Genomic DNA, 23,909 nt, shown 5'->3' with positions numbered 1-23,909 from the left:
TATTGCTAGAGATCCAAAACCAAACGCTGTGGGTCTTCTAAGCTTTCTTTTAAGCGCACTAAGAACGTCACCGCTTCTTTGCCGTCAACGATTCGGTGATCATAGGAAAGTGCCAAATACATCATCGGGCGAATAACAATTTCACCGTTCACAACCACTGGACGTTCCTGAATTTTATGCATGCCCAAAATGCCCGACTGTGGTGCATTTAGAATTGGCGTCGACATAAGCGAGCCATAAACGCCACCATTTGAAATGGTGAACGTGCCGCCCTGCATGTCAGCCATCGACAATTTACCGTCACGTGCTGAGCGACCCAAACGACCAATTTCTTGCTCAACCTCTGCGATTGACATTTGGTCAGCGTCGCGCACAACAGGAACAACTAAGCCCTTGTCTGTGCCCACGGCCACACCGATGTGAGCATAGTTTTTATACACGAGGTCTTTGCCGTCAACTTCGGCATTTACAGCTGGAATTTCCTTCAACGCATGGCAAACAGCGCGAGTGAAAAAGCCCATAAAGCCAAGTTTCACACCATGTTTTTTCTCAAACAAGTCTTTGTAGGACTTACGCAAGTCCATGACCGGCTTCATGTCGACTTCGTTGAAAGTGGTCAACATGGCCGCTGTATTTTGCGCGTCTTTTAGGCGTGTTGCGATGGTTTGGCGCAAACGGGTCATTTTGACCCGTTCTTCGCGTGGCGCATCTTCTGCACTTGAGGCCGCACGAGCCGGTGCCGCTGCGGTTTTCGCAACCGCTGTAGACCCAATGTTCGCTGCCGCTGCAATCACATCGCCCTTTAGAACCTGACCGCGTTTACCAGAACCATCAACATCGTTTGCGTTGATGTTTTTTTCAGCCATCATTTTTGCCGCTGATGGTGCTGGTGGCATATCTCCGCCGTCAGCCTTTGGTGCCTCAGCTTGTGTAGCAGGTGCTGGAGTTGATGCAGCAACACTTGCAGCACCACCTTCGCCCGGCTGAACACGCGCCAGCACAGCGCCAACCTCAACGGTGTCACCGCTATTGGCAACGATTTCAATCAATGTGCCAGAAACCGGCGATGGCACATCCATCGCGGCTTTGTCGGTTTCAAGTTCAACAATTGCTTCGTCGGCAGCAACTTTGTCGCCAACTTTTTTGAACCATTCGCCAACATCGGCTTCCACCACAGATTCGCCAGCGGCTGGAACCAAAATATCTATTGGAGCTGCATCATTTTTGTCTTCGCTCGCCATTGCGGCCTCGCTTGTTTCTTGTTCATCATGATCATCAGCCTTTGGTGCCACCGGGTCACCACTTGCTGCTATGGCGCCAATAAGCGCGCCAACTTCCACCGTTTCGCCTTCAGAAAAGCTAATCGCTTCCAAAATGCCACCCGATGGCGCGGGTACTTCAATCGTAACCTTATCGGTTTCAAGTTCAACCACCGGCTCGTCTGCCTCTACGACATCGCCGACTTTTTTGAACCATTGCCCAATCGTAGCTTCCACAACGCTTTCACCAAGGGTGGGCACTCGAATATCAACTGACATACATCGAATTCCTATCTAAAATTCTCTTCGTCAATTAGGGCCTAAACCCTACTCGGCAAACGCTTCATCCAAGAAGGCTTGAAGCTGCGCCAAATGGGTACGCATCAAACCCGTTGCAGTTGAAGCCGAGGCAGCACGTCCAACATAACGCGGACGTTCGCCTGCGCGATCCATTTGCTCAAGAACCCATTCAACATAAGGTTGGATAAACGCCCAAGACCCCATATTTTTAGGCTCTTCTTGGCACCAAATAACTTCTGCATTTTTGAAGCGCGAAAGTTCGTCGTGCAATGCTTTGGCTGGGAACGGATAAAGCTGTTCCAAACGCATCAGATAAACGTCATCAACACCACGCTTTTCACGGTCTTCAAGCAGGTCGAAATATACCTTACCTGAACAAAGAATAACCCGGCGAATTTTCTCATCCGCTTGCAGCTTAATCTCAGTTTTGCCGTTTGGCGTTTCCGCATCATCCCACAACAGACGGTGGAATGTGCTGTCAGCACCCAATTCTTCCAACGTTGAAACACAACGTTTATGGCGCAGCAATGATTTCGGCGTCATCAACAATAATGGCTTACGGAAATCACGTTTGAGCTGACGGCGCAAAATGTGGAAATAGTTCGCCGGTGTCGTACAGTTCGCTACTTGCATATTGTCTTCTGCACAAAGCTGCAAATAACGCTCCATTCGGGCTGATGAGTGTTCAGGCCCTTGGCCTTCATAACCATGGGGCAACAAAAGCACCAAACCAGACATGCGCAGCCATTTGCGTTCGCCAGATGAAATGAACTGATCGATCAAGACCTGTGCGCCGTTCACAAAGTCACCAAACTGCGCTTCCCATATGGTCAAGGCGTTCGGCTCCGTAAGCGAATAGCCATATTCAAAACCAAGCACTGCTTCTTCGGAAAGCATCGAATTGATAACTTCGTAACGTGCTTGACCCGGATCGATATTGTTCAATGGGGTAAACTGCGCGCCATTTTCTTGATCATGGATCACTGTGTGACGCTGCGAAAACGTGCCGCGCTCGCAATCTTGACCTGACAATCGAACAGGATGGCCCTCATTGACCAATGAGCCAAATGCCAATGCTTCTGCCAACGCCCAATCCACGCCTTCACCCGCCTCAATCACCTTGCGGCGATTATTCATGAAACGTTTGATGGTCTTATGGGCACTAAAGCCTTCAGGCACTTCGGTTATCTTGTTGCCAACTTGCAGCAACTTATCCATCTCAACGCCAGACTTGCCGCGACGGGCACCATCTTCGGCCATTGATAGGTTTTTCCACGCCCCATCCATCCAGTCGGCTTTGTTTGGCTTATATTCGTCACCAGCATCAAACTCACCCTGCAGATGAGTGCGCCAATCACCAACCAGCTTTTCAACTTCGTCAGCGCTAAGCACACCCTCTTTGACCAAGCGATCTGAATAGATCTCAAGGGTTGAGCGATGAGCCCGAATTTTTTTGTACATTTCAGGCTGCGTGAAGGAAGGTTCATCCCCCTCATTATGCCCAAAACGACGATAGCAGAACATGTCGATCACAACTGGTTTTCTGAATTTTTGTCTGAATTCAATCGCGATCTTTGCGGCAAAAACAACTGCCTCTGGGTCATCGCCATTCACGTGCAATACCGGCGCTTCGATCATTTTCGCAACGTCTGTAGGATATGGCGAAGAACGAGAATTTTTCGGCGCTGTTGTAAAGCCAATTTGGTTGTTGATCACAAAGTGGATCGATCCGCCAGTTCGGTGTCCCTTAAGGCCAGATAGACCAAAACACTCAGCAACCACCCCTTGGCCAGCAAATGCCGCATCACCATGCAATAAGAGCGGTAACACAGAAGATCTGTCAGTTTCTTTAGGTGGAACGAAAATACCATTTTCGGCATTGTGCTGATCTTGTTTGGCACGGGCTTTGCCCAAAACCACTGGGTTCACAATCTCAAGATGTGAAGGGTTCGCGGTCAGTGACAAGTGAACTTTATTGTCGTCAAATTCGCGGTCAGCTGAAGCCCCAAGGTGATATTTCACATCCCCAGAACCCTCAACATCATCTGGAACGGCAGAGCCACCTTTAAATTCGTTGAACAGCGCCCGGTGCTTTTTACCCATAACTTGGGTCAAAACATTCAAACGTCCACGGTGGGCCATGCCCAAAACGATGTCTTTAACACCCAACGCGCCACCGCGTTTGATGATTTGTTCAAGCGCCGGAATAAGGCTTTCGCCACCATCAAGGCCAAATCGTTTCGTGCCGGTATATTTAACATCCAGAAACTTCTCAAAACCCTCGGCTTCGATTAGCTTTTTCAAAATCGCAATACGACCTTCTTTGGAAAAGGCGATTTCCTTGTCCGGTCCCTCGATACGCTCCTGCAACCAACCTTTTTCTTCGGGGTCGGAAATATGCATGAACTCAATCGCAAAGGTCGAACAATATGTCCGCTTTAAAATATCGATCATCTCAGGGATGGTCGCGTATTCAAGGCCTAGATAATTGTCGATGAAGATCTTTCGATCATAGTCCTTTGGCGTGAAACCATAACTGGCTGGGTCAAGCTCTGGTGCGCTTTCCAAAACGGCGATACCAAGCGGATCAAGGTCAGCATGCAAGTGGCCGCGCATACGATAAGCGCGGATCATCATGATCGAATGGATCGAATCGCGGGTGGCCTGTTGCACATCCTCAGATGTTAAATCCTGCCCGGTCGTTATCGCTTTCTTCGCGACGGCATCAACTGCCCGCTTTTCAAGATCGCCCCAATCGCCATCCAGCGCAGATACAAGATCGCCGCTTTCTGGTCGTGGCCAATCTTTTCGTGCCCATGAAGGGCCCTGTGCGCTTTTGATAACGTCTTTTGCATCATCATCCAATGAGCCAAAAAAAGACCGCCATGTCTCGTCAACATTGGCGGGGTTTTCTTGAAATTTCGCATATAGCTCTTCGATATAGCCCGCATTGCCTCCGTCAAGGAAGGATGTGAGCAGAAACGCAGAGTTCTGTTCTTGTCGTGTCATGACTTGCCTGGCGAGGAGTGGCCTCGTCGTCCCCTAATCCAAATGCCTTCAATCTGAGAAGGCATTAAACAAACCGGCACAATGCCGATGATCGTCATTCAGTATCGCGTGCGAGGCGTTATGTTTTGATTAACGCTAATCCCGCACGCAATAATGTTTGTTAGCCCTTCAAAACATTCAGAAGGGTTTCACCAATTTTAGCTGGAGAACGGCTGACATTAATGCCCGCTGCTTCCATCGCCGCGATTTTGTCTTCAGCGCCACCTTTGCCGCCAGAAATAACCGCACCAGCGTGACCCATCGTACGGCCTGGAGGCGCAGTAAGACCCGCAATAAAGCCAGCCATTGGCTTAGAGCGACCCTTTTTAGCTTCGTCCATGATGAACTGGGCCGCATCTTCTTCTGCAGATCCGCCAATTTCGCCGATCATGATGATACTTTCAGTCGCATCATCCGCCAAGAACATTTCAAGCATATCAATAAATTCAGTGCCCTTAACCGGGTCACCACCAATACCAACAGCTGTCGTCTGTCCAAGACCTGCATTTGTGGTTTGGAACACCGCTTCATAGGTCAGTGTACCTGAGCGTGAAACGATACCCACAGAGCCTCTTTGGAAAATGTTACCCGGCATAATGCCGATTTTACATTCTTCAGGTGTCAAAACGCCTGGGCAGTTCGGGCCGATCAAACGTGAGTTTGATTTCGCCAAAGCCGCGTTTACTTTCACCATGTCCAACACGGGCACGCCTTCAGTAATACAAACGATAAGCTCAACTTCAGCTTCAATCGCTTCCAAAATAGCAGATGCCGCACCAGCAGGGGGCACATAGATCACAGATGCATTTGCACCTGTTTGCTCTTTGCCTTCTGCAACGGTCGTAAAAATGGGCAGTTCAGTGCCATCAACGCCAGAGGTCCACTTTTCGCCACCCTTTTTAGGGTGCGTACCGCCAACCATTTGCGTGCCATGATAGGCAAGCGCTTGCTCAGTGTGGAACGTTCCGGTTTTACCGGTTAGCCCTTGCACCAAGACTTTCGTGTCTTTGTTTATCAGAATAGACATGCTTTATCCTAAAGTCGTTTGAGGTCGGTAACCGTAAGTTCGCTATCCGCATTGCCCGTGTTGAGAGTGGTTGAAGGTTCAACCATCAAAACAACAGGTTCGTGGGATAGTGAACGAGGTCTGTGTTCAACAGCCCTTGGCACCACCAAAAAATCACCTTCACCAAGTTCGACCGCGCCATCTCTAAAGTCGATGGCAATACGGCCGCTCAATACCAAGAAACCTTCATCTTCGTTCTCATGGGAATGCCAATCAAATTCAGCGCCAAATTTTGCAATTTTGACCTGACTTTCATTGATATCACCAGCAATATGAGGATCGAATACTTGTTCGATTTTCTCATTCGCAGCAGAAACCAAATTGATTTTTCTTGGTGGCACGAATTACGATCCCTTCACTGCAGCAACAATTTTTTGCGCTGCATCATCAAGGTCATCCGCCGGAATAACGTTCAGGCCGCTCTCAGAAATGAGCTTTTTGCCTTCGGCTACTTTAGTGCCTTCCAACCGAACAACAAGCGGCACTTGAAGCCCCACTTCTTTAACGGCCGTAAGAACACCCTCCGCAATCACATCACAGCGCATAATACCGCCGAAAATGTTCACTAAGATTCCCTTAACACTTGGATCTGCTGTAATGATCTTAAACGCTGCTGTAACTTTTTCAGCGTTCGCGCCGCCACCAACATCTAGGAAGTTTGCAGGCTCTTCGCCGTACAATTTGATGATGTCCATCGTCGACATCGCCAAACCAGCGCCGTTCACCATACAACCGATCGTGCCGTCCAAAGCGATATAGGCAAGATCATATTTACTTGCTTCAATCTCTTTTTCGTCTTCTTCGGTAAGATCGCGCAATTTGGCGATATCCGGATGACGGAACATAGCGTTATTGTCGAATGAAACTTTGGCATCCAACACGCGCAAACGACCGTCTTTCATAACGATCAGCGGGTTGATTTCCAACATTGCCATGTCAGTTTCAAGGAATGCTTTGTAAAGAATGGGGAAAAGGTTCATCCCGTCATCTTTGGCAACACCATCTAGCTCCAACGCAGCGCAGATTTTTGCAGCATCGTCAGCAGTAACGCCCGCATCTGGATCGATTGGCAAAGTGTGGATTTTCTCAGGGGTTGCTTCTGCAACCGCTTCAATATCCATGCCACCCTCTGTTGAAACAACAAATGCCACGCGGCCAGTTGTACGATCAACAAGAACAGAAAGATAAAGCTCGCGCTCAATGTCTGCGCCATCTTCGATATACAATTGGTTGACTTGCTTACCAGCAGGGCCAGTTTGCTTGGTCACCAGTGTTTTGCCCAACATTTCATCAACGTGGGACTGCATTTCGTCCATTGAAAATGCCAAACGAACGCCGCCTTTGGCGTCTTCTGGAAGTTCTTTGAACTTGCCTTTACCACGGCCACCAGCATGAATTTGGCTTTTAACAACCCACAATGGGCCACCAAGTTCTTCAGCTGCTGCTTTGGCTTCATCTTTAGAAAAGATAGGAATACCTTTGGCGATCGGCGCACCAAAGGAGGCCAATAGTTTCTTGGCCTGATATTCATGAATGTTCATCGCGTCACTCCACTTTGGTTAGCGATATTGTTCTATGATGCGTTTGTTTACGCCAGTTTTGGTGCGATCTTCTTACAAGCTTCAACAAGACCTTCAACTGAGCCAACTGACTTATCAAATTGGCCTTGTTCTGCCTTACTCAATGAAACTTCAACAATCCGTTCAACACCATTCGCGCCAAGTACTACAGGAACACCCACATACATTCCCTTAACGCCGAACTCACCTTTAAGATAAGCCGCACAAGGAAGTACGCGCTTCTGGTCTTTCAAATAGCTTTCTGCCATTGCAATCGCTGATGCAGCTGGTGCGTAAAACGCAGAACCCGTTTTAAGCAGTCCAACAATTTCTGCACCGCCATCGCGTGTGCGCTGAACGATTTCTTCCAAACGCTCTTTAGTGATCCAACCCATTTTCACAAGGTCAGTTAGCGGAATACCTGCAACTGATGAATAGCGTGTCAGCGGCACCATTGTGTCGCCATGCCCGCCCATAACAAATGCGGTAACGTCTTTAATGGAAACATCGAACTCATCAGCAATGAAGTGACGGAAACGCGAGCTGTCCAAAACCCCGGCCATGCCCACAACTTTATTCGCTGGCAAACCAGAAAAACGCTGCAATGCCCAAACCATCGCATCTAGCGGGTTGGTGATACAGATCACAAAAGCATCAGGGGCATATTTCGCGATACCCGCGCCAACTTGCTCCATGACTTTTAGGTTGATTTCCAACAAATCATCACGGCTCATGCCCGGCTTGCGCGGCACACCAGCGGTTACAACCACAACGTCAGCACCAGCAATGTCTTTATATTCAGACGTGCCTTTTAGTTTGCTGTCAAAGCCATCTACTGGCGAAGTTTGCGAAAGATCGAGCGCTTTGCCTTGTGGAACGCCGTCAACAATGTCGAACAAAACAACATCACCAAGTTCCTTTGAAGCCGCCAGATGCGCCAGCGTGCCACCGATTTGACCTGCACCGATCAAGGCAATTTTTTTGCGAGCCATGTATGAAGTTTCCCTATAGGTAAAGTGAGATAAATCCTGACCTTCCTTACCCCCATAGTTTCGCACACGCAAGTGACCCGTTCGTCTAACAAAACACGCGATTTCGGGAATTGGAAAGTGATGGTTGATGAACCGCTATTCAGCTGCATCTTTACGTGGGGCAGCTAGATAGTCCTTGGACTGCATTTCGATTAAACGCGATATGGTGCGTTGAAACTCAAAAGCTGTTTTATCATCAAGGCTTAACGCATCCAATTGCATTTCAAACGAGGCGACCAGCTTGTCCCCGCGATCATATAGCGTATCGATCAGCAAAATGAACCTTTTGGCCGCATCCGACCGGGCCCGATCAAACCGAGGCACACCCTCGATCACAAAAGTATGAAAGTGATGGGAGAGCCGCAAATAGTCGCGCGCGCCCAATGGCGCTTCGCAAAGCTCTTTAAACCCGAATCGCACCGCGCCCGTAAAATGGCGATGGACGACGAAATCCCGTCCCATCAAATCAACCACCTTGGGAGCGGCCTCCACCCCCCCTGTCAGCGTATTCCACGCCTGATCAATGCCCTCACGGGTTTCGTTTTCTGGTCCAAAGAAATAAACCGGCTGAGCTTCCAGTTTTTGACGACGATAGTCCGTGTCCGATGCCAAATTAAGCACTTCTGCGTGGTTGAGCAGCAAATCAATGAACGGCAAAAACAGTTGCCGGTTAAGTCCGTTTTTATACAGCAAATCTGGCACAACATTGCTGGTTGCCACCACCACAATACCGGCTTCAAATAGTTTTTCGAACAACCGCTTCAACAGCATCGCATCTGTAATATCGTTGACGTGAAATTCGTCAAAACACAAAAGCTTTACAGATGCGATGATGGGCTCAACCGCATAGGGGATCGGATCACCGGTCTTTTCAGCATCGTCACTTTTGCGAAATGCGGAAATTCGATTATGTACTTCGTCCATAAACTCATGGAAATGCACACGTTGCTTTTTGGGCTCCTTCACCGCTTCAAAAAACATATCCATCAACAAGGTCTTGCCACGCCCTACATCGCCCCAGATATAAAGGCCTTTGATGGATTGTTCCGCTTGCCGACCAAATAGTTTTGAAATGAATGATGTTGGTGGTTTTTCGACATCTAAAGCCATGCGCACCCTGTCCAGGGCTTGCACACATTTGGCTTGTTGCTGATCGGGGTGCAGCACCCCATCATCTATGAGTTGACTGTAGGCCGCCCCGACACTGCCATTTGTATCTTGCAATTGAACAATGTCAGGCTGAACGCTCATTAGCCAACCATCGAAATGCCTTGACCACCGACCATTGTGCCAACGAAACGATCGCCATTTTGCAGCAATGCACCAATAAGTTGGCCAGCTTCATTGAACAATTGAACTTGGTTGCCTGCAAGCTGCCATGAGCTCACAGCAGCAACCGCAGGCACAATACAACCCGGCGAAGATGCACGATAACGGCCCGTTGAGCCTTTTGCTGATTGGGTCAGATTAAGCCGGCAAGTGTTTTCACCGCTCTGCACGGTCCAAACACCTAGCAATTTTAGTACTGTCAGGGGCCCGGTTAGATTACGACCAGCAACATTCGTGTTGGTGTCCAAATCATCCAGCGAAACAAATGATGGATCACTATCGCCAAATAAGTTTTCAGCGCCGCCATCAATCCGGCCCTCTGTGAAGGTTGGGTCACCATTTGATGCGGTTTGCGTCGAAGACGCGCCGCCAACTGGTGGCAATGATGATTTATTCACTGATCCGCTATTTACCGGCGTCAATTGTTCTGGCGGCTGCGAAGATCGAGTGGTCCGCGAACCAAAACGAGACGAAGTTGACGTGCATGCAGCAAGAACCATCAGCGCGCACATCACACTGCTGAACATGAACGGTTTAACCACAAATTTCATCAATTCATCCCTTTTGAGATAATAGCTGGGCCAACTTAAAGAAAATTTCTTAAGGCCCCATCAACTCCGGAAAGTTTCAAGTGTGCGTTGTGCCCCAAAGATTGTGGCAAACGTACGGCAATCGTCTACCGAACCAACCTAAAACGGGCGATTTTTGTCCGTTAGACGCTATTTTTCCATAATATCGGCCAAAAGCGCCTCTGCCAAAATTTTGGCGTCGTCTGCTTCGTCTTCGGGCACTTGAATCGAGATACCCCCCGGCCCGGCCATGCCACCCATACCCGAAACACCGATATCGGTGCCCTCAATCGGATGAAACCCATGTCCCTTTAGTGCGGGAATAAGGACGCGCGCATAAGCGACGTCCTCAACCGTGATAATGGTTTTAACACCCATCAATAAAATCCTTAGCCAACTATAATGCCTTTTTCTTTCGCCAACTTCTTGAATTTTTCCATCATCACCGGAATGTCTTGTTGGATTTTCGCCATCATACCGGGAAAAATTTCACCCATTAGCTTTGGGGTGATCTCAAGTGTCTTTTTACCCACTGGCGAGCGATAGAAATCCATCAATTCTTTCAACTCGTCTTCTGTGTAGTTTTCAGCATAAAACTCAGTAACAGTGCCCGTAAGAGAAACAATTAAACCTCGATTGAGTTCGATATATTCACTCTTCATTGCAGCTAAAGCTTCGTCACTGACATTTTCGTTCTTGGCCAAAATGCTGGCCTCAAGCGTTGGCCAAATTGCCCCAGCCATTTGGTCAACTAAAGCACCGGTTGTCGTCAAGTCCACAATATCCGCGGCAAGTTGCTTGCGTGACACATCATCGGCAAATGCGTTGCCAACAGACAAAACTAAAATCAAAAACCCAAACAAAAGTCTCATAAATTTGTCCCTTAAAAAAAGGTCGCACAACGCGGCGACCTTTTCTAAATAGCTAATCTCAAAAAATGGTCAACCTAAACGCGTCGTTCAACCATCATCTTTTTAATCTCGCCAATCGCCTTCGCTGGGTTCAAACCTTTAGGACAAGTATTGGCGCAGTTCATAATGGTATGGCAGCGATAAAGGCGGAATGGATCTTCCAAATCATCAAGCCGCTCACCCGTCGCTTCGTCACGACTATCGATCAACCAACGATAGGCTTGCAGCAAAACAGCTGGGCCTAAGTAGCGATCTCCATTCCACCAGTAACTTGGGCAGGAGGTTGAGCAACATGCGCAAAGAATACACTCATAAAGTCCATCCAGCTTGGCGCGATCCCCATGGGACTGCAACCATTCAGACTGAGGCTCAGGTGACTTGGTTTTCAACCAAGGCTCAATGGAGCGATGCTGTGCGTAAAAGTTCGTAAGATCAGGCACCAAGTCCTTAACCACAGGCAAGTGCGGCAACGGATAAATCGGGATCGCGCCTTTAAACTCGTCCATGCCTTTTGTGCAAGCCAACGTGTTCATGCCGCCAACATTCATCGCGCATGACCCACAAATACCTTCACGACAGGAGCGCCGCAGCGTCAAAGTCGGATCAATGTTGTCCTTGATGTACAAAAGCGCATCCAGAACCATCGGGCCACAATCATCAAGATCGACAAAAAACGTGTCGATCCGAGGGTTATCGCCGCTATCCGGGTCGAAGCGGTAAATATGGAACTCACGCACATTTTCGCCAGTTGGTTTTGGCCAAATCTTGCCTTTAGTCGGCTGCGAGTTTTTAGGCAGGGTCAGTTGTACCATCAGCTGGAGCTCCCAATATTATCCATGTAAGTGCCGTCTTTCTTTGCGGATAACGAGTTTTAAGCCCGACCAAACCGCATCAACTGCACAAACTTTTACATCCACCAAATCAAGGGTCAGCGCCTTGGCGCGCACCACATCTTCGGTGATATCTGTTTCAATTTTCGCCGCCTTCTTTGGCCACGAAATCCATATCATGCCATCTGGAACAATAAGGCTTTGCAAATGTTCCATTTGGCCGTTTAAATCGGCTTGGGATTTAGTGAACCCGTGGATCACATCAAACCCTTTTTTAAGCCCACCCAACTCATTCCAACTAATTTGAACCAATTCAATGAATTGCCGCGCTTCGCATAATTCCGTTTGTTGGTTGGGCAGATCAACAAACAATATTCGTTGCCCATCTTTCAGCCCAAGCTTCTTGGGTAGTGGCGTTCCAGAATATCCAGCCTGTTCCGCCAAATCTTACCACCGTTTCAAATGGGCTTTGACGACAGCACCGTTTGTCAGCGTAATGACGCCTCGATAAAGGCTTTTATTAACCTTGTCGAACTCACCAATATTGGTGCCCGACTTATCGACCAAAATGATCACATCACCAACTGTGCTACCCGTAGGGCGCCATGCCGCGATATGAGCCATTTCAAGATGACATTCTGCAATTGTTCTAAAGGCATAGTTGTAAGTGCCCAATTTTGCCGATTTTAGATCCACATAGCAGTGACGGTTGCCACTTTTTTCATCGTCATAGTCTTGAATGTGCCACGGTCCACCAAAATCAAACGGCTTTGTTTGTTCTGGCAGTTTTTCAAACCCGACTTTATGGGAATTAGTTGTTACCTTTTTGCCATCAACCCATGTGGAATTGGACGACCACGTTTCAACACGCTGTGTGCCTTCAGGTGCCTCAGTTGTTGTGCAGGCACTTAAGCCTGCCCACAACATCAACCCTAAAAACGCAATCCAAATCCGTCCCATAATCCGGCTCCTAGTAAACCCGTGCTTTGGGCGCGATCTTTTTAAGATCGACGTCCTTAGTTAGCGGCTTCGTATGAACACCCCGATAGCTTAACTCCACATCACCATTTTCGCTCAACCGAGAAATTGTGTGCTTGCGCCAAACCTTATCATCCCGATCAGGATAATCTTCACGCGCATGGGCACCGCGACTTTCGTGACGCGCTTCTGCCGAAACAACCGTTGTCACAGCGTTCGCCATCAGGTTTTCAAGTTCAAGCGTTTCCACCAAATCCGTATTCCAAATCATGGAGTGGTCATGAACTTTAACGTCTGACATCTCTTTGAAAATCGCAGTCATGCGCTTCACGCCTGATTGCAATGTTTCTTCGGTTCTAAACACAGCCGCATCTTCTTGCATCGTGTGCTGCATCTTGTCGCGCAAAGCGGCCGTTGGTGTGCCGCCATCCGCGTAACGCAAACGATCCAAACGATCCAAAGCTTTTTCTTCACTTGCAGGATTAACCGAAGGAACTGGCGCAGCCGCATCAACCACCTTGCCAGCTTTAATCGCCGCCGCACGACCAAATACCACCAAATCAATCAGTGAATTTGAACCCAAACGGTTCGCCCCATGCACCGACGCACAACCCGCTTCACCCACGGCCATCAAGCCCGGCACCACTGCCTCGCTATCATCCGCTGTAGGGTTCAGCACTTCGCCCCAATAATTGGTCGGAATGCCGCCCATATTATAGTGAACTGTTGGAATAACCGGGATCGGCTCACGGGTCAGATCAACACCCGCAAAAACTTTCGCGCTTTCGGTAATGCCCGGCAAACGTTCTGCCAACACCGCAGGGTCAAGGTGATCTAGGTGCAAATGGATGTGATCTTTGTTCGGACCAACACCGCGACCTTCGCGAATTTCCATTGTCATGCAACGCGAGACAACATCACGGGACGCAAGGTCTTTCGCGTTTGGCGCATAACGCTCCATAAAGCGCTCGCCTTCGGAGTTGGTGACATAGCCACCCTCGCCCCGTGCGCCTTCTGTAATCAACACACCCGCACCGTAAATGCCGGTTGGGTGGAACTGAACAAATTCCATATCCTGAAGCGGCAAACCAGCCCGTGCAACCATCCCGCCACCATCACCTGTGCAGGTGTGGGCCGATGTTGCAGAGAAATAAGCACGACCATACCCGCCTGTTGCCAAAACAGTTTGTTTGGCGCGGAAGCGGTGAATGGTGCCATCGTCAAGTTTCCAAGCGATAACCCCGATACATTCGCCGTCTTCACTCATCAGCAAATCTGTGGCGAAATATTCGATGAAAAACTCTGCATTGTTGCGCAAAGATTGCCCATAAAGCGTGTGCAAAATCGCGTGACCTGTCCGGTCAGCAGCGGCGCATGTGCGCTGTACCGGGGGGCCGTCGCCAAAGTTTTGCATATGACCACCAAACGGACGTTGGTAGATCTTACCTTCTTCGGTCCGCGAGAATGGAACGCCATAATGCTCCAATTCATAAACCGCAGCCGGAGCTTCCCGCGCGAGATACTCCATCGCGTCATTATCCCCAAGCCAGTCTGAGCCTTTGACCGTGTCATACATATGCCACTGCCAGCTATCAGGCCCCATATTGCTCAAAGAAGCCGCAATGCCACCCTGCGCCGCGACCGTGTGCGAGCGTGTTGGAAACACTTTTGAAATACATGCGGTGCGCAAACCTTGTTCGGCCATACCAAGCGTTGCGCGCAACCCAGCGCCACCAGCACCAACAACCACCACATCAAATGCGTGATCAATTATTTCGTAATTGCCTTTGCGTGCCATCAGCTCTTAGCTCCCGAAACTGAGTTTAAGAAGCGAAACAACTGCAACAGCAGCAACGCCATATGAAAAGAAATAGTTTAAAAGAACCAACAACAGTTTGATGCTGTGATCTTGTACATAATCCTCAATCACCACTTGTAGCCCCAACCGCATATGAACGGTTGCACTCACGATCATCAAAATCGTGGCAGCAGCAATAAAAGGATTGGAAAATATCGCAAGCATTTCTGCCCGATCAGCACCAATCAAGCTGATAACTAACCAAACGAAAAAAAGCATAAGCGGCACATTGGCCACCGCGCTCATACGTTGAACCCAAAAATGCTGGGTGCCTTCCTTGGCAGAACCAAGGCCCGTTACCCGACTTAGCGGCGTACGAAAACTCATATTGAGACCCCCAAAGGTTCTATATTAGAAAAAGCCAAACAATGGCCGTCAGCAAAACTGAACCGCCAAGCGTCAGCCAGCCCATCAAATAGCGCTCTTCACCATAGCCCTTGCCCATGTCCCAGACAAAATGGCGCAAGCCACCCAACATATGGTGAAACAAAGACCATGTGTAACCAAGCAAAATGAAGCGCCCAAACCAGTGATTGAAAAAGCTCTGCGCCAAATCAAAGGCGCCATCACCAATAGCGGCGGCCGCAAACCACCACGCAACCAACGCCGTGCCAAAATAAAGCGCAGTGCCAGTAATTCGATGGACAATCGACATCACCATGGTGATCTCATATTTATAGATCATTAGGTGCGGAGAGAGAGGGCGATTTGGTTCAGCCATTGCGACAGGGCCTCTTAATCTTTTTGCGTTGCACCCGCAAATGCGTTCTTTAGCGCACATTCAGGCGTGAAATATGTACCGTTCAATTTGAGATTCGTCAAAGAATACGGCCTAGTTCTAAAGTTGAGCGACCTTAGCTTACCTATGGGTAAACAAAAGTTAACTCTATGCCAGTTGCCCCAACACTCAATAATCTGTCAAGGCTTTGTCCATATCAAATGGCTGATCAGCAACCTCTTTTGTCACAGCTTGACCGCAACGCATCACATTTTGTGCGGCGTCAAACGTGTATTTTGGTTCACCATACAATTCCCAACCCTCAGTTAACGCCTTGGCAACGCGTTTACAAAATTGGGCGTCGTCATTGTTGGTAATGAAACGATAAATCTTCACTTGCCTGTTCCTTGAACAAATTCCATTGCCTGCCAATGGCATATTTCGTGAGCCATTACAAATTTGCATGGCAGGTCGATCATTTCGCACATTGTAAAAAGCTACATTTGCATGTATTCGAAAAGCTATGAAAAGCTTTCCGACAAAATTGCTCAATGGCTATCGCGAATTTATAGATGGCCGTTTCCAAAACGAACGTGAAAATATCCGCGACTTGGCCGACAAAGGTCAACACCCTTCAACCATGATTATTGCCTGTTGCGATAGCCGCGCTGCGCCTGAAATGATTTTCAGCGCAAATCCCGGAGAGCTATTCGTGGTGCGCAATGTGGCCAATTTGGTGCCCCAATATGCGCCTGATGGACGTCATCACTCCACCTCTGCCGCCATTGAGTTTGCGGTAAAAGGCCTTGGCGTATCCAACATCGTGGTCATGGGCCATGGCAGATGCGGGGGCATTCAAGCCGCACTTTCTGCTGCAGATGGCAATAAACTTGATGAAGGTGACTTTATCGGCAAATGGATGAGCCAACTCGGCCCTGTGGCTGAGCAAGTTGCTGCCGCCGGCATCATGACCGAAGGTGAACGCCAGACCGCGCTTGAACGGGTGGGTGTACGCCAATCGATCAAAAGCCTGCGCACATTTCCTTATATCAGCGCTCTTGCTGAAGAAGGAAAACTCAATCTTCACGGCGCTTGGTTTGATATTTCCAGTGCAGAGCTTTGGGTGATGGACGGGGAAACAGGCGACTTCACGCGCCCTGAAACAAATTAAGTTTCCTTCTGCCAACGATAAAGCCGATCAGGGAGCTTTTCTTCATTGTCCCCATCGGTTTCGCGAACGCAGATAAAACCGTTCTTTTCATAAAAAGAGCGGGCGGCCCAGTTTTGTTGGAAGCACCATAACTCCAATGTCTTGCGTCGCCGCTTGACCTCGGCCAATAGCATTTCGCCGATTCCCTGACGCAAAAAATCCGGATCCAGGTAAAGATGTGCGATCCAACCATCAAGGTCGACAAGAAACCCAACAATTTTTTGATCAAGCGTTGCAACATTGATAATGCCGCGTTCCAACATATCACGCATGTGCGCACGATCTTGCTGTGCGGAATGAAGGATAGGCAAAAACGGCAACACAACCTGACGGGACCGCAAAAACAATGCTGCGATCTCATCAATGTCGCGAGCATCGGCCGCACGCAATTCGATGGTCAAATTGCGTCCTCAAAACCTGGTGCGATGTGCGCCGCAGCCAAACGGTAGCCGTTTCGGCGGCCCGACGTGAAAAACGGATCATTTTCGCAAATTTTAGCCGCCGCGTTGCGGCTATCCGCTTCAATAATCCACATGCCACCGTAAGACGGATCGCCTTGGTTCTTACAAAGACCAGCCGCAAATTTCACATAAGACTTGTGCGCCGCCAAATAAACCAAATGCGCAGCTTTGTTCTCATCGAACAAATGCTGCGTATTTGGCTTGTCTTCAAAAATGGCGATCCAAACACCCATTTAAGCAGCCTTCGTCATCAATCCACGTTCGATGATGCTCTCAGCGATCTGAATGGTATTCAGCGCCGCGCCCTTACGCAGATTGTCTGAAACAACCCAGATATTCAAACCGTTTTCAACCGTTGCATCTTCGCGAATTCGGCTCACATATGTCGCGTCTTCACCAGCAGCTTCAACCGGGGTGATATATCCCCCATCTTCGCGGCTATCAATGACAGCAACACCGGGTGCTTCGCGCAAAATATTTCGCGCTTCATCCGCAGTGATCTCGTTTTCAAATTCGATATTCACGGCTTCCGAATGGCTAACAAATACGGGCACACGCACGGCGGTACACGTCACTTTGATTTTCGGGTCGAGCATTTTTTTAGTTTCAGCCAAAACCTTCCACTCTTCCTTGGTGTAACCATCTTCCATGAAGACATCGATGTGTGGGATCACATTAAACGCGATTTGTTTTGTGAAAACAGAAGGTGTTGGTAAGTCTGTGACGAACACACCTTTAGTTTGATTCCACAACTCCTCTGAGGCTTCTTTGCCAGAGCCTGAAACAGACTGATAAGTCGACACAACAATCCGCTTGATTTTTGCAAAATCATGCAAAGGCTTAAGCGCCACAACCAATTGAGCAGTTGAACAGTTTGGGTTGGCAATAATGTTCATGCGATCGTTTTTGGCCATATAAGTGTTGAGCACGTCGCCGTTCACTTCTGGCACAATCAGTGGCACATCCTGATGGTAGCGCCATGCGGAGGAATTATCGATGACGATACAGCCCTGCGCGCCAATTTTTGGTGCCCATTTTTCCGAAATGGAGCCGCCTGCGGACATGAACGCAAAATCAACGCCGGTGAAATCAAAATGCTGCAAATCTTTGCATTTGAGCGTTTTATCGCCAAATGTCACTTCGCGCCCTACAGAACGGGATGAAGCAATCGCAATCACTTCATCTGCGGGGAAACCGCGTTCAGCCAAAATTGAAAGCATTTCGCGACCGACATTACCTGTCGCGCCGACAACCGCTACCCTATAACCCATAATCGTTTGATCCTTGTCTTCACCCCCCGCGCAACCAAGGTTGCGGCCGTCGCTTTGACCCTCCACCCTGTCGGGGGAAAGCCCAGGGAAGACGGTTAAACGGTTTTGGTGGTGGTCTTTTTTGTTGTTCCAAGTGTTGGTGCATCAAATGCTTTGGCCACGCCACGAAAAGTTGGCATGGTTTTCATCTTCATCGCAGTTTTCACAACTAAGCGCATCAAATGCTCACACATTGTTCAAAAAATAACTTTGCCATTTCTATAGGCAAAACTTTAAGAGTCAATAACACATTGGCCAAGAACAGTTCCGTGTTGCTTTACCCAAACAAAAATGGGGCCGATTTCCGACCCCATTTCATCAATTCAATCAGCATATTTTAAAGTTTAGCGATAATCGCATCACCCATTTCAGCAGTGGTAACTTTCTTCCCGCCCGCCTGCATAATGTCTCCAGTGCGCAAGCCGTCATCCAACACAGCGGCGATCGCAGCCTCGACTTTATCGGCCAACTCAATCATTTCAAATGAATAGCGCAACGCCATCGCAAAGCTTGCAATCATCGCAATCGGGTTCGCCATGCCTTGGCCAGCAATATCAGGCGCAGAACCGTGTACAGGTTCATACATCGCTTTGCGCTTGCCCGTTGTTGCGTCTTGCGCCCCAAGTGAAGCAGAGGGCAACATGCCCAGAGAACCCGTTAGCATCGCAGCTGCATCAGACAAAATATCACCAAACAAATTGTCCGTTACAATCACATCAAACTGGTTGGGATTGCGCACCAATTGCATCGCGCAATTGTCCGCTAAAATATGATCCAATTTAACATCAGCATAATCAGCGGCATGAATTTGTGTCACAACTTCATGCCACAATACGCCAGACTTCATCACGTTGCGTTTTTCAGCTGACGACACACGATTGTCCCGCGTCCGTGCCAGTTCAAAGGCAACCCGCGCAATCCGGTCAATTTCGTAAGTGTCATAGACTTGCGTATCAATCGCCCGCTTTTGCCCATCACCTAGATCAATGATTTCCTTCGGCTCGCCGAAATAAACCCCACCGGTTAATTCCCGCACGATCAAAATATCCAAACCTTCTACAATCTCTTTTTTCAAAGAAGACGCATCAGCCAAAGCCGGATAACAAATCGCCGGGCGCAGGTTTGCAAAAAGACCCAAATCTTTACGCAAGCGAAGAAGTCCAGCCTCTGGCCGCGCTTCGTAAGGAACATCATCCCATTTCGGTCCGCCAACAGCACCAAAGATCACCGCATCTGCCGCTAGCGCTTTTTCCATGTCTGCATCCGAAATTGCTGCCCCATGTGCGTCATACGCGCAGCCACCAACTAGGCCAGAATCATAGTCAAAGTCTGTTTGGCCAGTTGAATTAAGGTGGGCAATTAGCTTTTCCACCTCAACCATAATTTCAGTGCCAATCCCGTCGCCGGGCAACAATAATAGATTTTGCTTTGCCATGATCTGCTGTCCTAAATTTACGAATTTGGGGCTTTGCTACGCTTAGTACTTGCGCCTGACAAGGCTTTGCACGTCAAAACCGTCTAAATTCTAGCCAAACCTTGGGCGAACACGGCACCTAAATGCAGCAAGCCGATGCAGATTGCACAGGCTGAAAAGATAAAATCTCTTGGCTGGGGCTTTTCACCATCCGAAAACGTCGTCACACCCATAAATTGGAATGCGATAGCGCCGCCGCGCAAAATGAACACCAACCCAATGGCAACAACCAAATATCGGGCCCAATCTGCAAACGCATTTTGCGTGCTCGCCCAAAAGCAAATCAACGCCCACAATAAAAACACCGTGGAAACGAACCCCGTAAGCACGGCCGGCCAACGTTCGCCATCTTGGTCCGCCTTAGCCATCCGTTTTCCAGCACGCAAGAACAGATAGGCTGGCGCGCCGATGAAAATCGCAGCCACATGCAAGATAAATAAAATTAGATCGACAATCGCCGCAAAAATGAACAACATTTCCAAATCCTCGTCAAAACATACGCCATCGTATATTAATTCGAGAATTCAAACAAACGACAATTCGCCTCACCTGAGTTGCGGGCTAGTCACCAGCCCCAATTCGGGCGGTTACTTCAATTTCAATTTTCATCTCGGGTTTGATTAAGCCTGAAACCACCATAGTGGCGGCAGGGCGAACATCGCCAAAATATTTACCGGTCACACCAAACACCGCTTCAGCAAAACTTGGGTCTGTAATGTAATAGCGTGCCCGCACGACGTCTTTAAGCGAAGATCCTGCTTCCTCAAGTGCCGCTGCAATTGTCGTAAAACAATTTTCGGCCTGTTCCGCCACACTGTCAGGCATCACCATTGTCGCGTAATCATAGCCTGTTGTACCCGCAACATGCACCCAGTCGCCATCTCTTATCGCACGAGAATAGCCCGCCGCTTTTTCAAATGGCGAACCAGTAGAAATTTTCACAACAGCCATTTTATCCTCCAAAATTGCGCTCAACTTCTGAACTGAACGCATATGCTCCAAAACAAAAAAGGCGACGCAATGCGCCGCCTTCGAATTCATCGATTTAGACAAAACCAGATACTAAATCCAGGGTCGCTCAGTACCAACTTTATCTTCAAAGCCTGCAATCGCATCACCCTTTGCCATAGTGATCCCCACATCGTCCAAACCTTCAAGCAGCGCAGTTTTGCGCGACGGGTCAATATCAAAGCTAATTGTGCCCCCGTCCGGGCCGGAAATGGTTTGGCCTTCCAAATCAACTGTGATGGTCGCGTTAGAACCACGATCAGCATCATCAAGCAACGCTGCCAATTGTTCTTCGGTGACCACAACGGGCAAAATACCGTTTTTAAAGCAGTTATTGTAAAAGATGTCCGCAAAGCTAGTGGAAATCACACAGCGAATGCCAAAATCTTTAAGCGCCCATGGCGCATGTTCCCGACTGGAACCGCAGCCAAAATTGTCACCTGCAACAATGATAGACGCGTTACGATACGCGTCCTTATTGAGCACAAATTCTGGCTTCTCGGTCACACCATCTTCTTCAAAACGCATTTCCGCAAACAACGCTTTACCCAAGCCCGTGCGTTTGATGGTTTTTAGATACTGCTTTGGAATGATCATATCCGTATCGATATTGATCAACGGCAATGGTGCGGCAACACCTGTCAAATTGGTAAACTTGTCCATTTGCATATCCTTATAATTCAGCCCTTCAATGCCCCAGCCTCGCACAAGCGTCAAGCCATCCCCGTGAATGAACCGTTGAATCAGTGCGCAAAAAGTGCCTAGATGCCAGAAAAAATATTTGACCGGAGAGTAAAATGACGCCCCACAATAATGCAAAACCTGATGACTACGCTGAAACCGTTCTTCTTCCTGGCGATCCATTGCGCGCAAAATGGGTTGCGGACACCTTTTTGCAAGACGTTAAGCTGGTCAATTCGGTGCGCAATTGTTTGGGCTACACCGGCACATTCAACGGCAAACCCGTAAGCGTTCAAGCCACAGGCATGGGCCAGCCTTCTTTGGCGATTTATGTCAATGAACTGATCGACAAATACGAGGTGAAAAACCTAATTCGCATCGGCACCTGTGGCGGCCTGAATAAAAAAGTCAAAGTGCGCGATCTCGTGCTCGGCGCATCGGCGTCAACCGAAAGCAAAATGTTCGACCATGTGTTTGGCCATTTTACTTATGCACCACATGCCGACTTTGGTTTAATGCGAAAAGCTGCAGATTTGGCAGACAGCAAAGAAATGAAGTGGCACGCAGGCGGCATTGTTTCGTCTGATAGCTTTTATCAGCCCAAGGGCATCGAAAGCTACCAGCCATTGATCGACCATGATATTCTTGCCGTTGAAATGGAAGCCGCCGCGCTTTACACCATTGCATCAGCCAAAAAATGCCGCGCCATCGCCATTTGCACCATGACCGATTGCATTCTGACCGGTGACGAAATCGACGCAGAACAACGTCAATCATCACTGACCGATATGGCACAATTATCCTTAGAGTTGGCCACACAGATCTAATTTCAACAAAACTTGAGGGCCGCATTGGGTAAAACTAAGACGGTCCTCTCTCCAACGATTCTATCGTAACTTCTAGCAAATTCAAAAACCCTTGTGCCCGCTCGATGGTGGTTTTCACTTCCTGCGCCTTGACCTTCAAAAAGCCCTCACCATCAAAATCTTGGCCTGTGCCATCCCAGAACGCAGTTAGGTATTTCAAATCTGAAATGGAAAAGCCTGCATCTTGCGCCTGACCAATAACATCCAACCGGTCCAAAATTTCTTCGGGATAATGGCGATAGCTATTAGTCGCTTCTAGTGCTGGCATAGATTGGATCAGACCCTCGCGTTCGTAAAAGCGAATTGTGTCACGGCTCAATCCACTTCGCTTTGACAATTCCCCTATGCGCATTTCAAATTTCCAAAACCCAAGATTACAAACCATTGACTTTACTCCATGGTTTTTATATCAACACTCATGCCCATGCAATCTGCTGGTGGACATAACCGCCAGATTTGCACAATTAAGTAACTTGAGGATTTGATCATGTCCGGACTTTGTCAAAGCTGCTCGATGCCGCTCAAGAAAGACCCAAATGGCGGCGGCACCGAAGCCGATGGCCAAAAGAGTGAAAAATATTGCTCGCTCTGCTATGAAGCTGGTGAATTCAAACAACCCAATTTTACGGTGAGTGAAATGCAAGACTTTTGTGTTGAGCAACTCCAAAAACAAGGCATGCCCAAATTTATGGCGTGGCTTTTTACCCGCGGGTTACCGAAACTGGAACGGTGGCAATAATGAGTCTAGCAGATCAGCTCGCCTGCGCTCTTGAGCGCAATGACGAAGAGCCAAATATCGAATTGGCAAAGCGAATTGCTGCGAAGTCTGAAAACAGCGCTGATGTTTTGGAACTCTTCGGTATTGTAGCAAACGGCAACAAAGCGCAAAAGCATGATGCGATTAAAGTGCTTTATGAAGTTGCTGCAATTTCTCCGGGCTCGTTTGATCAAAAAACCTCGTTTTTGTTCGACCTCTTATCCACCAAAGACAATCGAATTTTGTGGGGTTCGCTCACTGCAATCGCCCATATTGGGACGGCACACCCCGGTGCGGTATTTGATCAACTAGATAAGATTTTACAAGCCGCTGAACGTGGCTCAGTCATCGCAAAAGATAGAGCCGTTGAAGTTCTCGTGGCCCTTGCTGGAAACGAGCAATATAGAGATACAGCAATGCCCAAACTGCTGACCCAGCTTAAAAGCGCGGCTCCCAATCAACTCCCCATGTACGCAGAAATAGCCGCAAACACGATCCCCATTGATCAACAAGCCGACATGGTCGACGTGCTAAAAAACAGACTTCCAGATCTACCAACGCCAGCTAAACGCAAACGGGTTGAAAAAATCATCATCCAGCATTCTCTATATCAGCCCTTGCGGATCAGTTGACGTGCCTGACTTTTCGCCGCTAAGTCCATCTTGATATGTTTAGTCTGGGATTTG

30 protein-coding genes are annotated in these 23,909 nt (G+C 48.5%); 4 read left to right on the top strand and 26 right to left on the bottom strand.

Going from position 1 to position 23,909, the window contains the following annotated elements; genetic code table 11:
* Positions 1-5: 5 nt before the first annotated feature.
* From odhB to ACSHWX_RS11740, 17 genes are all read right to left on the bottom strand, one after another.
* Entirely contained in the window at positions 6-1,538 is a 1,533-nt protein-coding gene (gene odhB, locus ACSHWX_RS11820; RefSeq protein ID WP_435668430.1) for a 2-oxoglutarate dehydrogenase complex dihydrolipoyllysine-residue succinyltransferase, read from the bottom strand.
* Positions 1,539-1,586: 48 nt separating this feature from the next.
* Entirely contained in the window at positions 1,587-4,568 is a 2,982-nt protein-coding gene (locus ACSHWX_RS11815) for a 2-oxoglutarate dehydrogenase E1 component (RefSeq protein WP_435668429.1), read from the bottom strand.
* Positions 4,569-4,728: 160 nt separating this feature from the next.
* Positions 4,729-5,634 (bottom strand): succinate--CoA ligase subunit alpha, encoded by a 906-nt coding sequence (gene sucD / locus ACSHWX_RS11810; RefSeq protein WP_435668428.1) that lies wholly within the window; start codon positions 5,632-5,634, stop codon positions 4,729-4,731.
* Positions 5,635-5,642: 8 nt separating this feature from the next.
* Entirely contained in the window at positions 5,643-6,014 is a 372-nt protein-coding gene (locus tag ACSHWX_RS11805) for a cupin domain-containing protein (protein ID WP_435668427.1), read from the bottom strand.
* Between the two features lie 3 nt (positions 6,015-6,017).
* Positions 6,018-7,214: an ADP-forming succinate--CoA ligase subunit beta gene (sucC, locus tag ACSHWX_RS11800; RefSeq protein WP_435668426.1), complete on the bottom strand. Its 1,197-nt coding sequence runs from the start codon at positions 7,212-7,214 to the stop codon at positions 6,018-6,020.
* A gap of 47 nt (positions 7,215-7,261) precedes the next feature.
* Positions 7,262-8,224, bottom strand: coding sequence for a malate dehydrogenase (mdh, locus tag ACSHWX_RS11795; protein ID WP_435668425.1), 963 nt, complete (start codon positions 8,222-8,224; stop codon positions 7,262-7,264).
* A gap of 135 nt (positions 8,225-8,359) precedes the next feature.
* Entirely contained in the window at positions 8,360-9,514 is a 1,155-nt protein-coding gene (gene zapE, locus ACSHWX_RS11790; RefSeq protein WP_435668424.1) for a cell division protein ZapE, read from the bottom strand.
* Positions 9,514-10,143, bottom strand: coding sequence for an AprI/Inh family metalloprotease inhibitor (locus ACSHWX_RS11785; protein ID WP_435668423.1), 630 nt, complete (start codon positions 10,141-10,143; stop codon positions 9,514-9,516). Before ACSHWX_RS11785 ends, zapE begins: the two co-directional genes overlap by 1 nt.
* 168 nt (positions 10,144-10,311) lie before the next feature.
* Positions 10,312-10,539 carry a hypothetical protein gene (locus ACSHWX_RS11780; RefSeq protein WP_435668422.1) on the bottom strand — a complete coding sequence of 76 codons (228 nt, stop codon included), beginning with the start codon at positions 10,537-10,539 and terminating at the stop codon, positions 10,312-10,314.
* Between the two features lie 11 nt (positions 10,540-10,550).
* Positions 10,551-11,033: a DUF2059 domain-containing protein gene (locus ACSHWX_RS11775; RefSeq protein ID WP_435668421.1), complete on the bottom strand. Its 483-nt coding sequence runs from the start codon at positions 11,031-11,033 to the stop codon at positions 10,551-10,553.
* A gap of 74 nt (positions 11,034-11,107) precedes the next feature.
* Positions 11,108-11,884 (bottom strand): succinate dehydrogenase iron-sulfur subunit, encoded by a 777-nt coding sequence (locus ACSHWX_RS11770; protein WP_435668420.1) that lies wholly within the window; start codon positions 11,882-11,884, stop codon positions 11,108-11,110.
* Positions 11,885-11,902: 18 nt separating this feature from the next.
* On the bottom strand, positions 11,903-12,346 hold the full coding sequence (locus ACSHWX_RS11765; RefSeq protein ID WP_435668419.1) for a DUF3052 domain-containing protein: 444 nt from the start codon (positions 12,344-12,346) through the stop codon (positions 11,903-11,905).
* A gap of 3 nt (positions 12,347-12,349) precedes the next feature.
* Positions 12,350-12,862 carry an AprI/Inh family metalloprotease inhibitor gene (locus ACSHWX_RS11760; RefSeq protein ID WP_435668418.1) on the bottom strand — a complete coding sequence of 171 codons (513 nt, stop codon included), beginning with the start codon at positions 12,860-12,862 and terminating at the stop codon, positions 12,350-12,352.
* 10 nt (positions 12,863-12,872) lie between these two features.
* Complete coding sequence (gene sdhA, locus ACSHWX_RS11755) at positions 12,873-14,678, bottom strand: succinate dehydrogenase flavoprotein subunit (RefSeq protein ID WP_435668417.1); 1,806 nt, start codon at positions 14,676-14,678, stop codon at positions 12,873-12,875.
* 6 nt (positions 14,679-14,684) lie between these two features.
* Positions 14,685-15,065 carry a succinate dehydrogenase, hydrophobic membrane anchor protein gene (sdhD, locus tag ACSHWX_RS11750; RefSeq protein ID WP_435668416.1) on the bottom strand — a complete coding sequence of 127 codons (381 nt, stop codon included), beginning with the start codon at positions 15,063-15,065 and terminating at the stop codon, positions 14,685-14,687.
* Between the two features lie 19 nt (positions 15,066-15,084).
* The gene (gene sdhC / locus ACSHWX_RS11745) at positions 15,085-15,459 is read right to left on the bottom strand and encodes a succinate dehydrogenase, cytochrome b556 subunit (protein ID WP_435668415.1); all 375 of its coding nucleotides are present in this window, start codon (positions 15,457-15,459) and stop codon (positions 15,085-15,087) included.
* 186 nt (positions 15,460-15,645) lie between these two features.
* The gene (locus ACSHWX_RS11740) at positions 15,646-15,852 is read right to left on the bottom strand and encodes a DUF1737 domain-containing protein (protein WP_435668414.1); all 207 of its coding nucleotides are present in this window, start codon (positions 15,850-15,852) and stop codon (positions 15,646-15,648) included.
* A 127-nt stretch (positions 15,853-15,979) separates the two neighbouring features.
* Here ACSHWX_RS11740 and ACSHWX_RS11735 point away from each other — a divergent pair, with 127 nt between their 5' ends.
* On the top strand, positions 15,980-16,627 hold the full coding sequence (locus tag ACSHWX_RS11735) for a carbonic anhydrase (RefSeq protein ID WP_435668413.1): 648 nt from the start codon (positions 15,980-15,982) through the stop codon (positions 16,625-16,627).
* Here the strand turns inward: ACSHWX_RS11735 and ACSHWX_RS11730 are convergent.
* From ACSHWX_RS11730 to leuD, 8 genes are all read right to left on the bottom strand, one after another.
* Positions 16,624-17,067: an N-acetyltransferase family protein gene (locus ACSHWX_RS11730; RefSeq protein WP_435668412.1), complete on the bottom strand. Its 444-nt coding sequence runs from the start codon at positions 17,065-17,067 to the stop codon at positions 16,624-16,626. The two genes, ACSHWX_RS11735 and ACSHWX_RS11730, sit on opposite strands and share 4 nt — an antisense overlap.
* Complete coding sequence (locus ACSHWX_RS11725) at positions 17,064-17,360, bottom strand: YciI family protein (protein WP_435668411.1); 297 nt, start codon at positions 17,358-17,360, stop codon at positions 17,064-17,066. Before ACSHWX_RS11725 ends, ACSHWX_RS11730 begins: the two co-directional genes overlap by 4 nt.
* The gene (locus ACSHWX_RS11720) at positions 17,361-18,398 is read right to left on the bottom strand and encodes an aspartate-semialdehyde dehydrogenase (RefSeq protein ID WP_435668410.1); all 1,038 of its coding nucleotides are present in this window, start codon (positions 18,396-18,398) and stop codon (positions 17,361-17,363) included.
* Positions 18,399-18,493: 95 nt separating this feature from the next.
* Complete coding sequence (locus tag ACSHWX_RS11715) at positions 18,494-18,616, bottom strand: hypothetical protein (RefSeq protein ID WP_435668409.1); 123 nt, start codon at positions 18,614-18,616, stop codon at positions 18,494-18,496.
* Between the two features lie 158 nt (positions 18,617-18,774).
* On the bottom strand, positions 18,775-19,872 hold the full coding sequence (gene leuB / locus ACSHWX_RS11710; RefSeq protein ID WP_435668408.1) for a 3-isopropylmalate dehydrogenase: 1,098 nt from the start codon (positions 19,870-19,872) through the stop codon (positions 18,775-18,777).
* An 83-nt stretch (positions 19,873-19,955) separates the two neighbouring features.
* Positions 19,956-20,387, bottom strand: coding sequence for a hypothetical protein (locus ACSHWX_RS11705; RefSeq protein WP_435668407.1), 432 nt, complete (start codon positions 20,385-20,387; stop codon positions 19,956-19,958).
* An 85-nt stretch (positions 20,388-20,472) separates the two neighbouring features.
* Positions 20,473-20,862 (bottom strand): RidA family protein, encoded by a 390-nt coding sequence (locus ACSHWX_RS11700; RefSeq protein WP_435668406.1) that lies wholly within the window; start codon positions 20,860-20,862, stop codon positions 20,473-20,475.
* Positions 20,863-20,973: 111 nt separating this feature from the next.
* Positions 20,974-21,582 carry a 3-isopropylmalate dehydratase small subunit gene (gene leuD / locus ACSHWX_RS11695; RefSeq protein ID WP_435668405.1) on the bottom strand — a complete coding sequence of 203 codons (609 nt, stop codon included), beginning with the start codon at positions 21,580-21,582 and terminating at the stop codon, positions 20,974-20,976.
* 134 nt (positions 21,583-21,716) lie between these two features.
* Between leuD and deoD the strand changes: the two genes are divergently transcribed.
* A complete protein-coding gene (gene deoD / locus ACSHWX_RS11690; RefSeq protein WP_435668404.1) occupies positions 21,717-22,427 on the top strand; it encodes a purine-nucleoside phosphorylase in 711 nt (236 codons plus the stop codon).
* Between the two features lie 34 nt (positions 22,428-22,461).
* Here deoD and ACSHWX_RS11685 read toward each other — a convergent pair whose 3' ends face one another.
* The gene (locus ACSHWX_RS11685; protein ID WP_435668403.1) at positions 22,462-22,851 is read right to left on the bottom strand and encodes a MerR family transcriptional regulator; all 390 of its coding nucleotides are present in this window, start codon (positions 22,849-22,851) and stop codon (positions 22,462-22,464) included.
* A 102-nt stretch (positions 22,852-22,953) separates the two neighbouring features.
* Between ACSHWX_RS11685 and ACSHWX_RS11680 the strand changes: the two genes are divergently transcribed.
* Positions 22,954-23,205, top strand: a complete 252-nt coding sequence (locus ACSHWX_RS11680) for a zinc ribbon domain-containing protein (RefSeq protein WP_435668402.1) — start codon at positions 22,954-22,956, stop codon at positions 23,203-23,205.
* Positions 23,205-23,855, top strand: a complete 651-nt coding sequence (locus ACSHWX_RS11675; RefSeq protein WP_435668401.1) for a hypothetical protein — start codon at positions 23,205-23,207, stop codon at positions 23,853-23,855. The genes ACSHWX_RS11680 and ACSHWX_RS11675 overlap by 1 nt, the downstream gene beginning before the upstream one ends.
* Positions 23,856-23,909 lie beyond the last annotated feature (54 nt).

Origin of the sequence: Maritalea sp. (assembly GCF_051251695.1) — a bacterium.
Lineage (GTDB): Bacteria > Pseudomonadota > Alphaproteobacteria > Rhizobiales > Devosiaceae > Maritalea.
The sequence above is the reverse complement of the archived record's forward strand: the minus strand, read 5'-3'. Positions and strand labels throughout refer to the sequence as shown.

Coding starts and splice junctions, on each gene's coding strand:
- leuD (WP_435668405.1), bottom strand. CDS start 21,582: ATGGACAAGTTTACCAATTTGACAGGTGTTGCCGCACCATTGCCGTTG.
- ACSHWX_RS11680 (WP_435668402.1), top strand. CDS start 22,954: ATGTCCGGACTTTGTCAAAGCTGCTCGATGCCGCTCAAGAAAGACCCA.
- ACSHWX_RS11760 (WP_435668418.1), bottom strand. CDS start 12,862: ATGGGACGGATTTGGATTGCGTTTTTAGGGTTGATGTTGTGGGCAGGC.
- odhB (WP_435668430.1), bottom strand. CDS start 1,538: ATGTCAGTTGATATTCGAGTGCCCACCCTTGGTGAAAGCGTTGTGGAA.
- ACSHWX_RS11735 (WP_435668413.1), top strand. CDS start 15,980: ATGAAAAGCTTTCCGACAAAATTGCTCAATGGCTATCGCGAATTTATA.
- ACSHWX_RS11775 (WP_435668421.1), bottom strand. CDS start 11,033: ATGAGACTTTTGTTTGGGTTTTTGATTTTAGTTTTGTCTGTTGGCAAC.
- ACSHWX_RS11685 (WP_435668403.1), bottom strand. CDS start 22,851: ATGGTTTGTAATCTTGGGTTTTGGAAATTTGAAATGCGCATAGGGGAA.
- deoD (WP_435668404.1), top strand. CDS start 21,717: ATGACGCCCCACAATAATGCAAAACCTGATGACTACGCTGAAACCGTT.
- sdhC (WP_435668415.1), bottom strand. CDS start 15,459: ATGGCTGAACCAAATCGCCCTCTCTCTCCGCACCTAATGATCTATAAA.
- sucC (WP_435668426.1), bottom strand. CDS start 7,214: ATGAACATTCATGAATATCAGGCCAAGAAACTATTGGCCTCCTTTGGT.
- ACSHWX_RS11725 (WP_435668411.1), bottom strand. CDS start 17,360: ATGGGTGTTTGGATCGCCATTTTTGAAGACAAGCCAAATACGCAGCAT.
- ACSHWX_RS11675 (WP_435668401.1), top strand. CDS start 23,205: ATGAGTCTAGCAGATCAGCTCGCCTGCGCTCTTGAGCGCAATGACGAA.
- ACSHWX_RS11770 (WP_435668420.1), bottom strand. CDS start 11,884: ATGGTACAACTGACCCTGCCTAAAAACTCGCAGCCGACTAAAGGCAAG.
- ACSHWX_RS11780 (WP_435668422.1), bottom strand. CDS start 10,539: ATGGGTGTTAAAACCATTATCACGGTTGAGGACGTCGCTTATGCGCGC.
- ACSHWX_RS11815 (WP_435668429.1), bottom strand. CDS start 4,568: ATGACACGACAAGAACAGAACTCTGCGTTTCTGCTCACATCCTTCCTT.
- sdhA (WP_435668417.1), bottom strand. CDS start 14,678: ATGGCACGCAAAGGCAATTACGAAATAATTGATCACGCATTTGATGTG.
- ACSHWX_RS11700 (WP_435668406.1), bottom strand. CDS start 20,862: ATGGCTGTTGTGAAAATTTCTACTGGTTCGCCATTTGAAAAAGCGGCG.
- ACSHWX_RS11715 (WP_435668409.1), bottom strand. CDS start 18,616: ATGCGCTTAGTTGTGAAAACTGCGATGAAGATGAAAACCATGCCAACT.
- zapE (WP_435668424.1), bottom strand. CDS start 9,514: ATGAGCGTTCAGCCTGACATTGTTCAATTGCAAGATACAAATGGCAGT.
- ACSHWX_RS11720 (WP_435668410.1), bottom strand. CDS start 18,398: ATGGGTTATAGGGTAGCGGTTGTCGGCGCGACAGGTAATGTCGGTCGC.
- mdh (WP_435668425.1), bottom strand. CDS start 8,224: ATGGCTCGCAAAAAAATTGCCTTGATCGGTGCAGGTCAAATCGGTGGC.
- sdhD (WP_435668416.1), bottom strand. CDS start 15,065: ATGAGTTTTCGTACGCCGCTAAGTCGGGTAACGGGCCTTGGTTCTGCC.
- leuB (WP_435668408.1), bottom strand. CDS start 19,872: ATGGCAAAGCAAAATCTATTATTGTTGCCCGGCGACGGGATTGGCACT.
- sucD (WP_435668428.1), bottom strand. CDS start 5,634: ATGTCTATTCTGATAAACAAAGACACGAAAGTCTTGGTGCAAGGGCTA.
- ACSHWX_RS11785 (WP_435668423.1), bottom strand. CDS start 10,143: ATGAAATTTGTGGTTAAACCGTTCATGTTCAGCAGTGTGATGTGCGCG.
- ACSHWX_RS11705 (WP_435668407.1), bottom strand. CDS start 20,387: ATGTTGTTCATTTTTGCGGCGATTGTCGATCTAATTTTATTTATCTTG.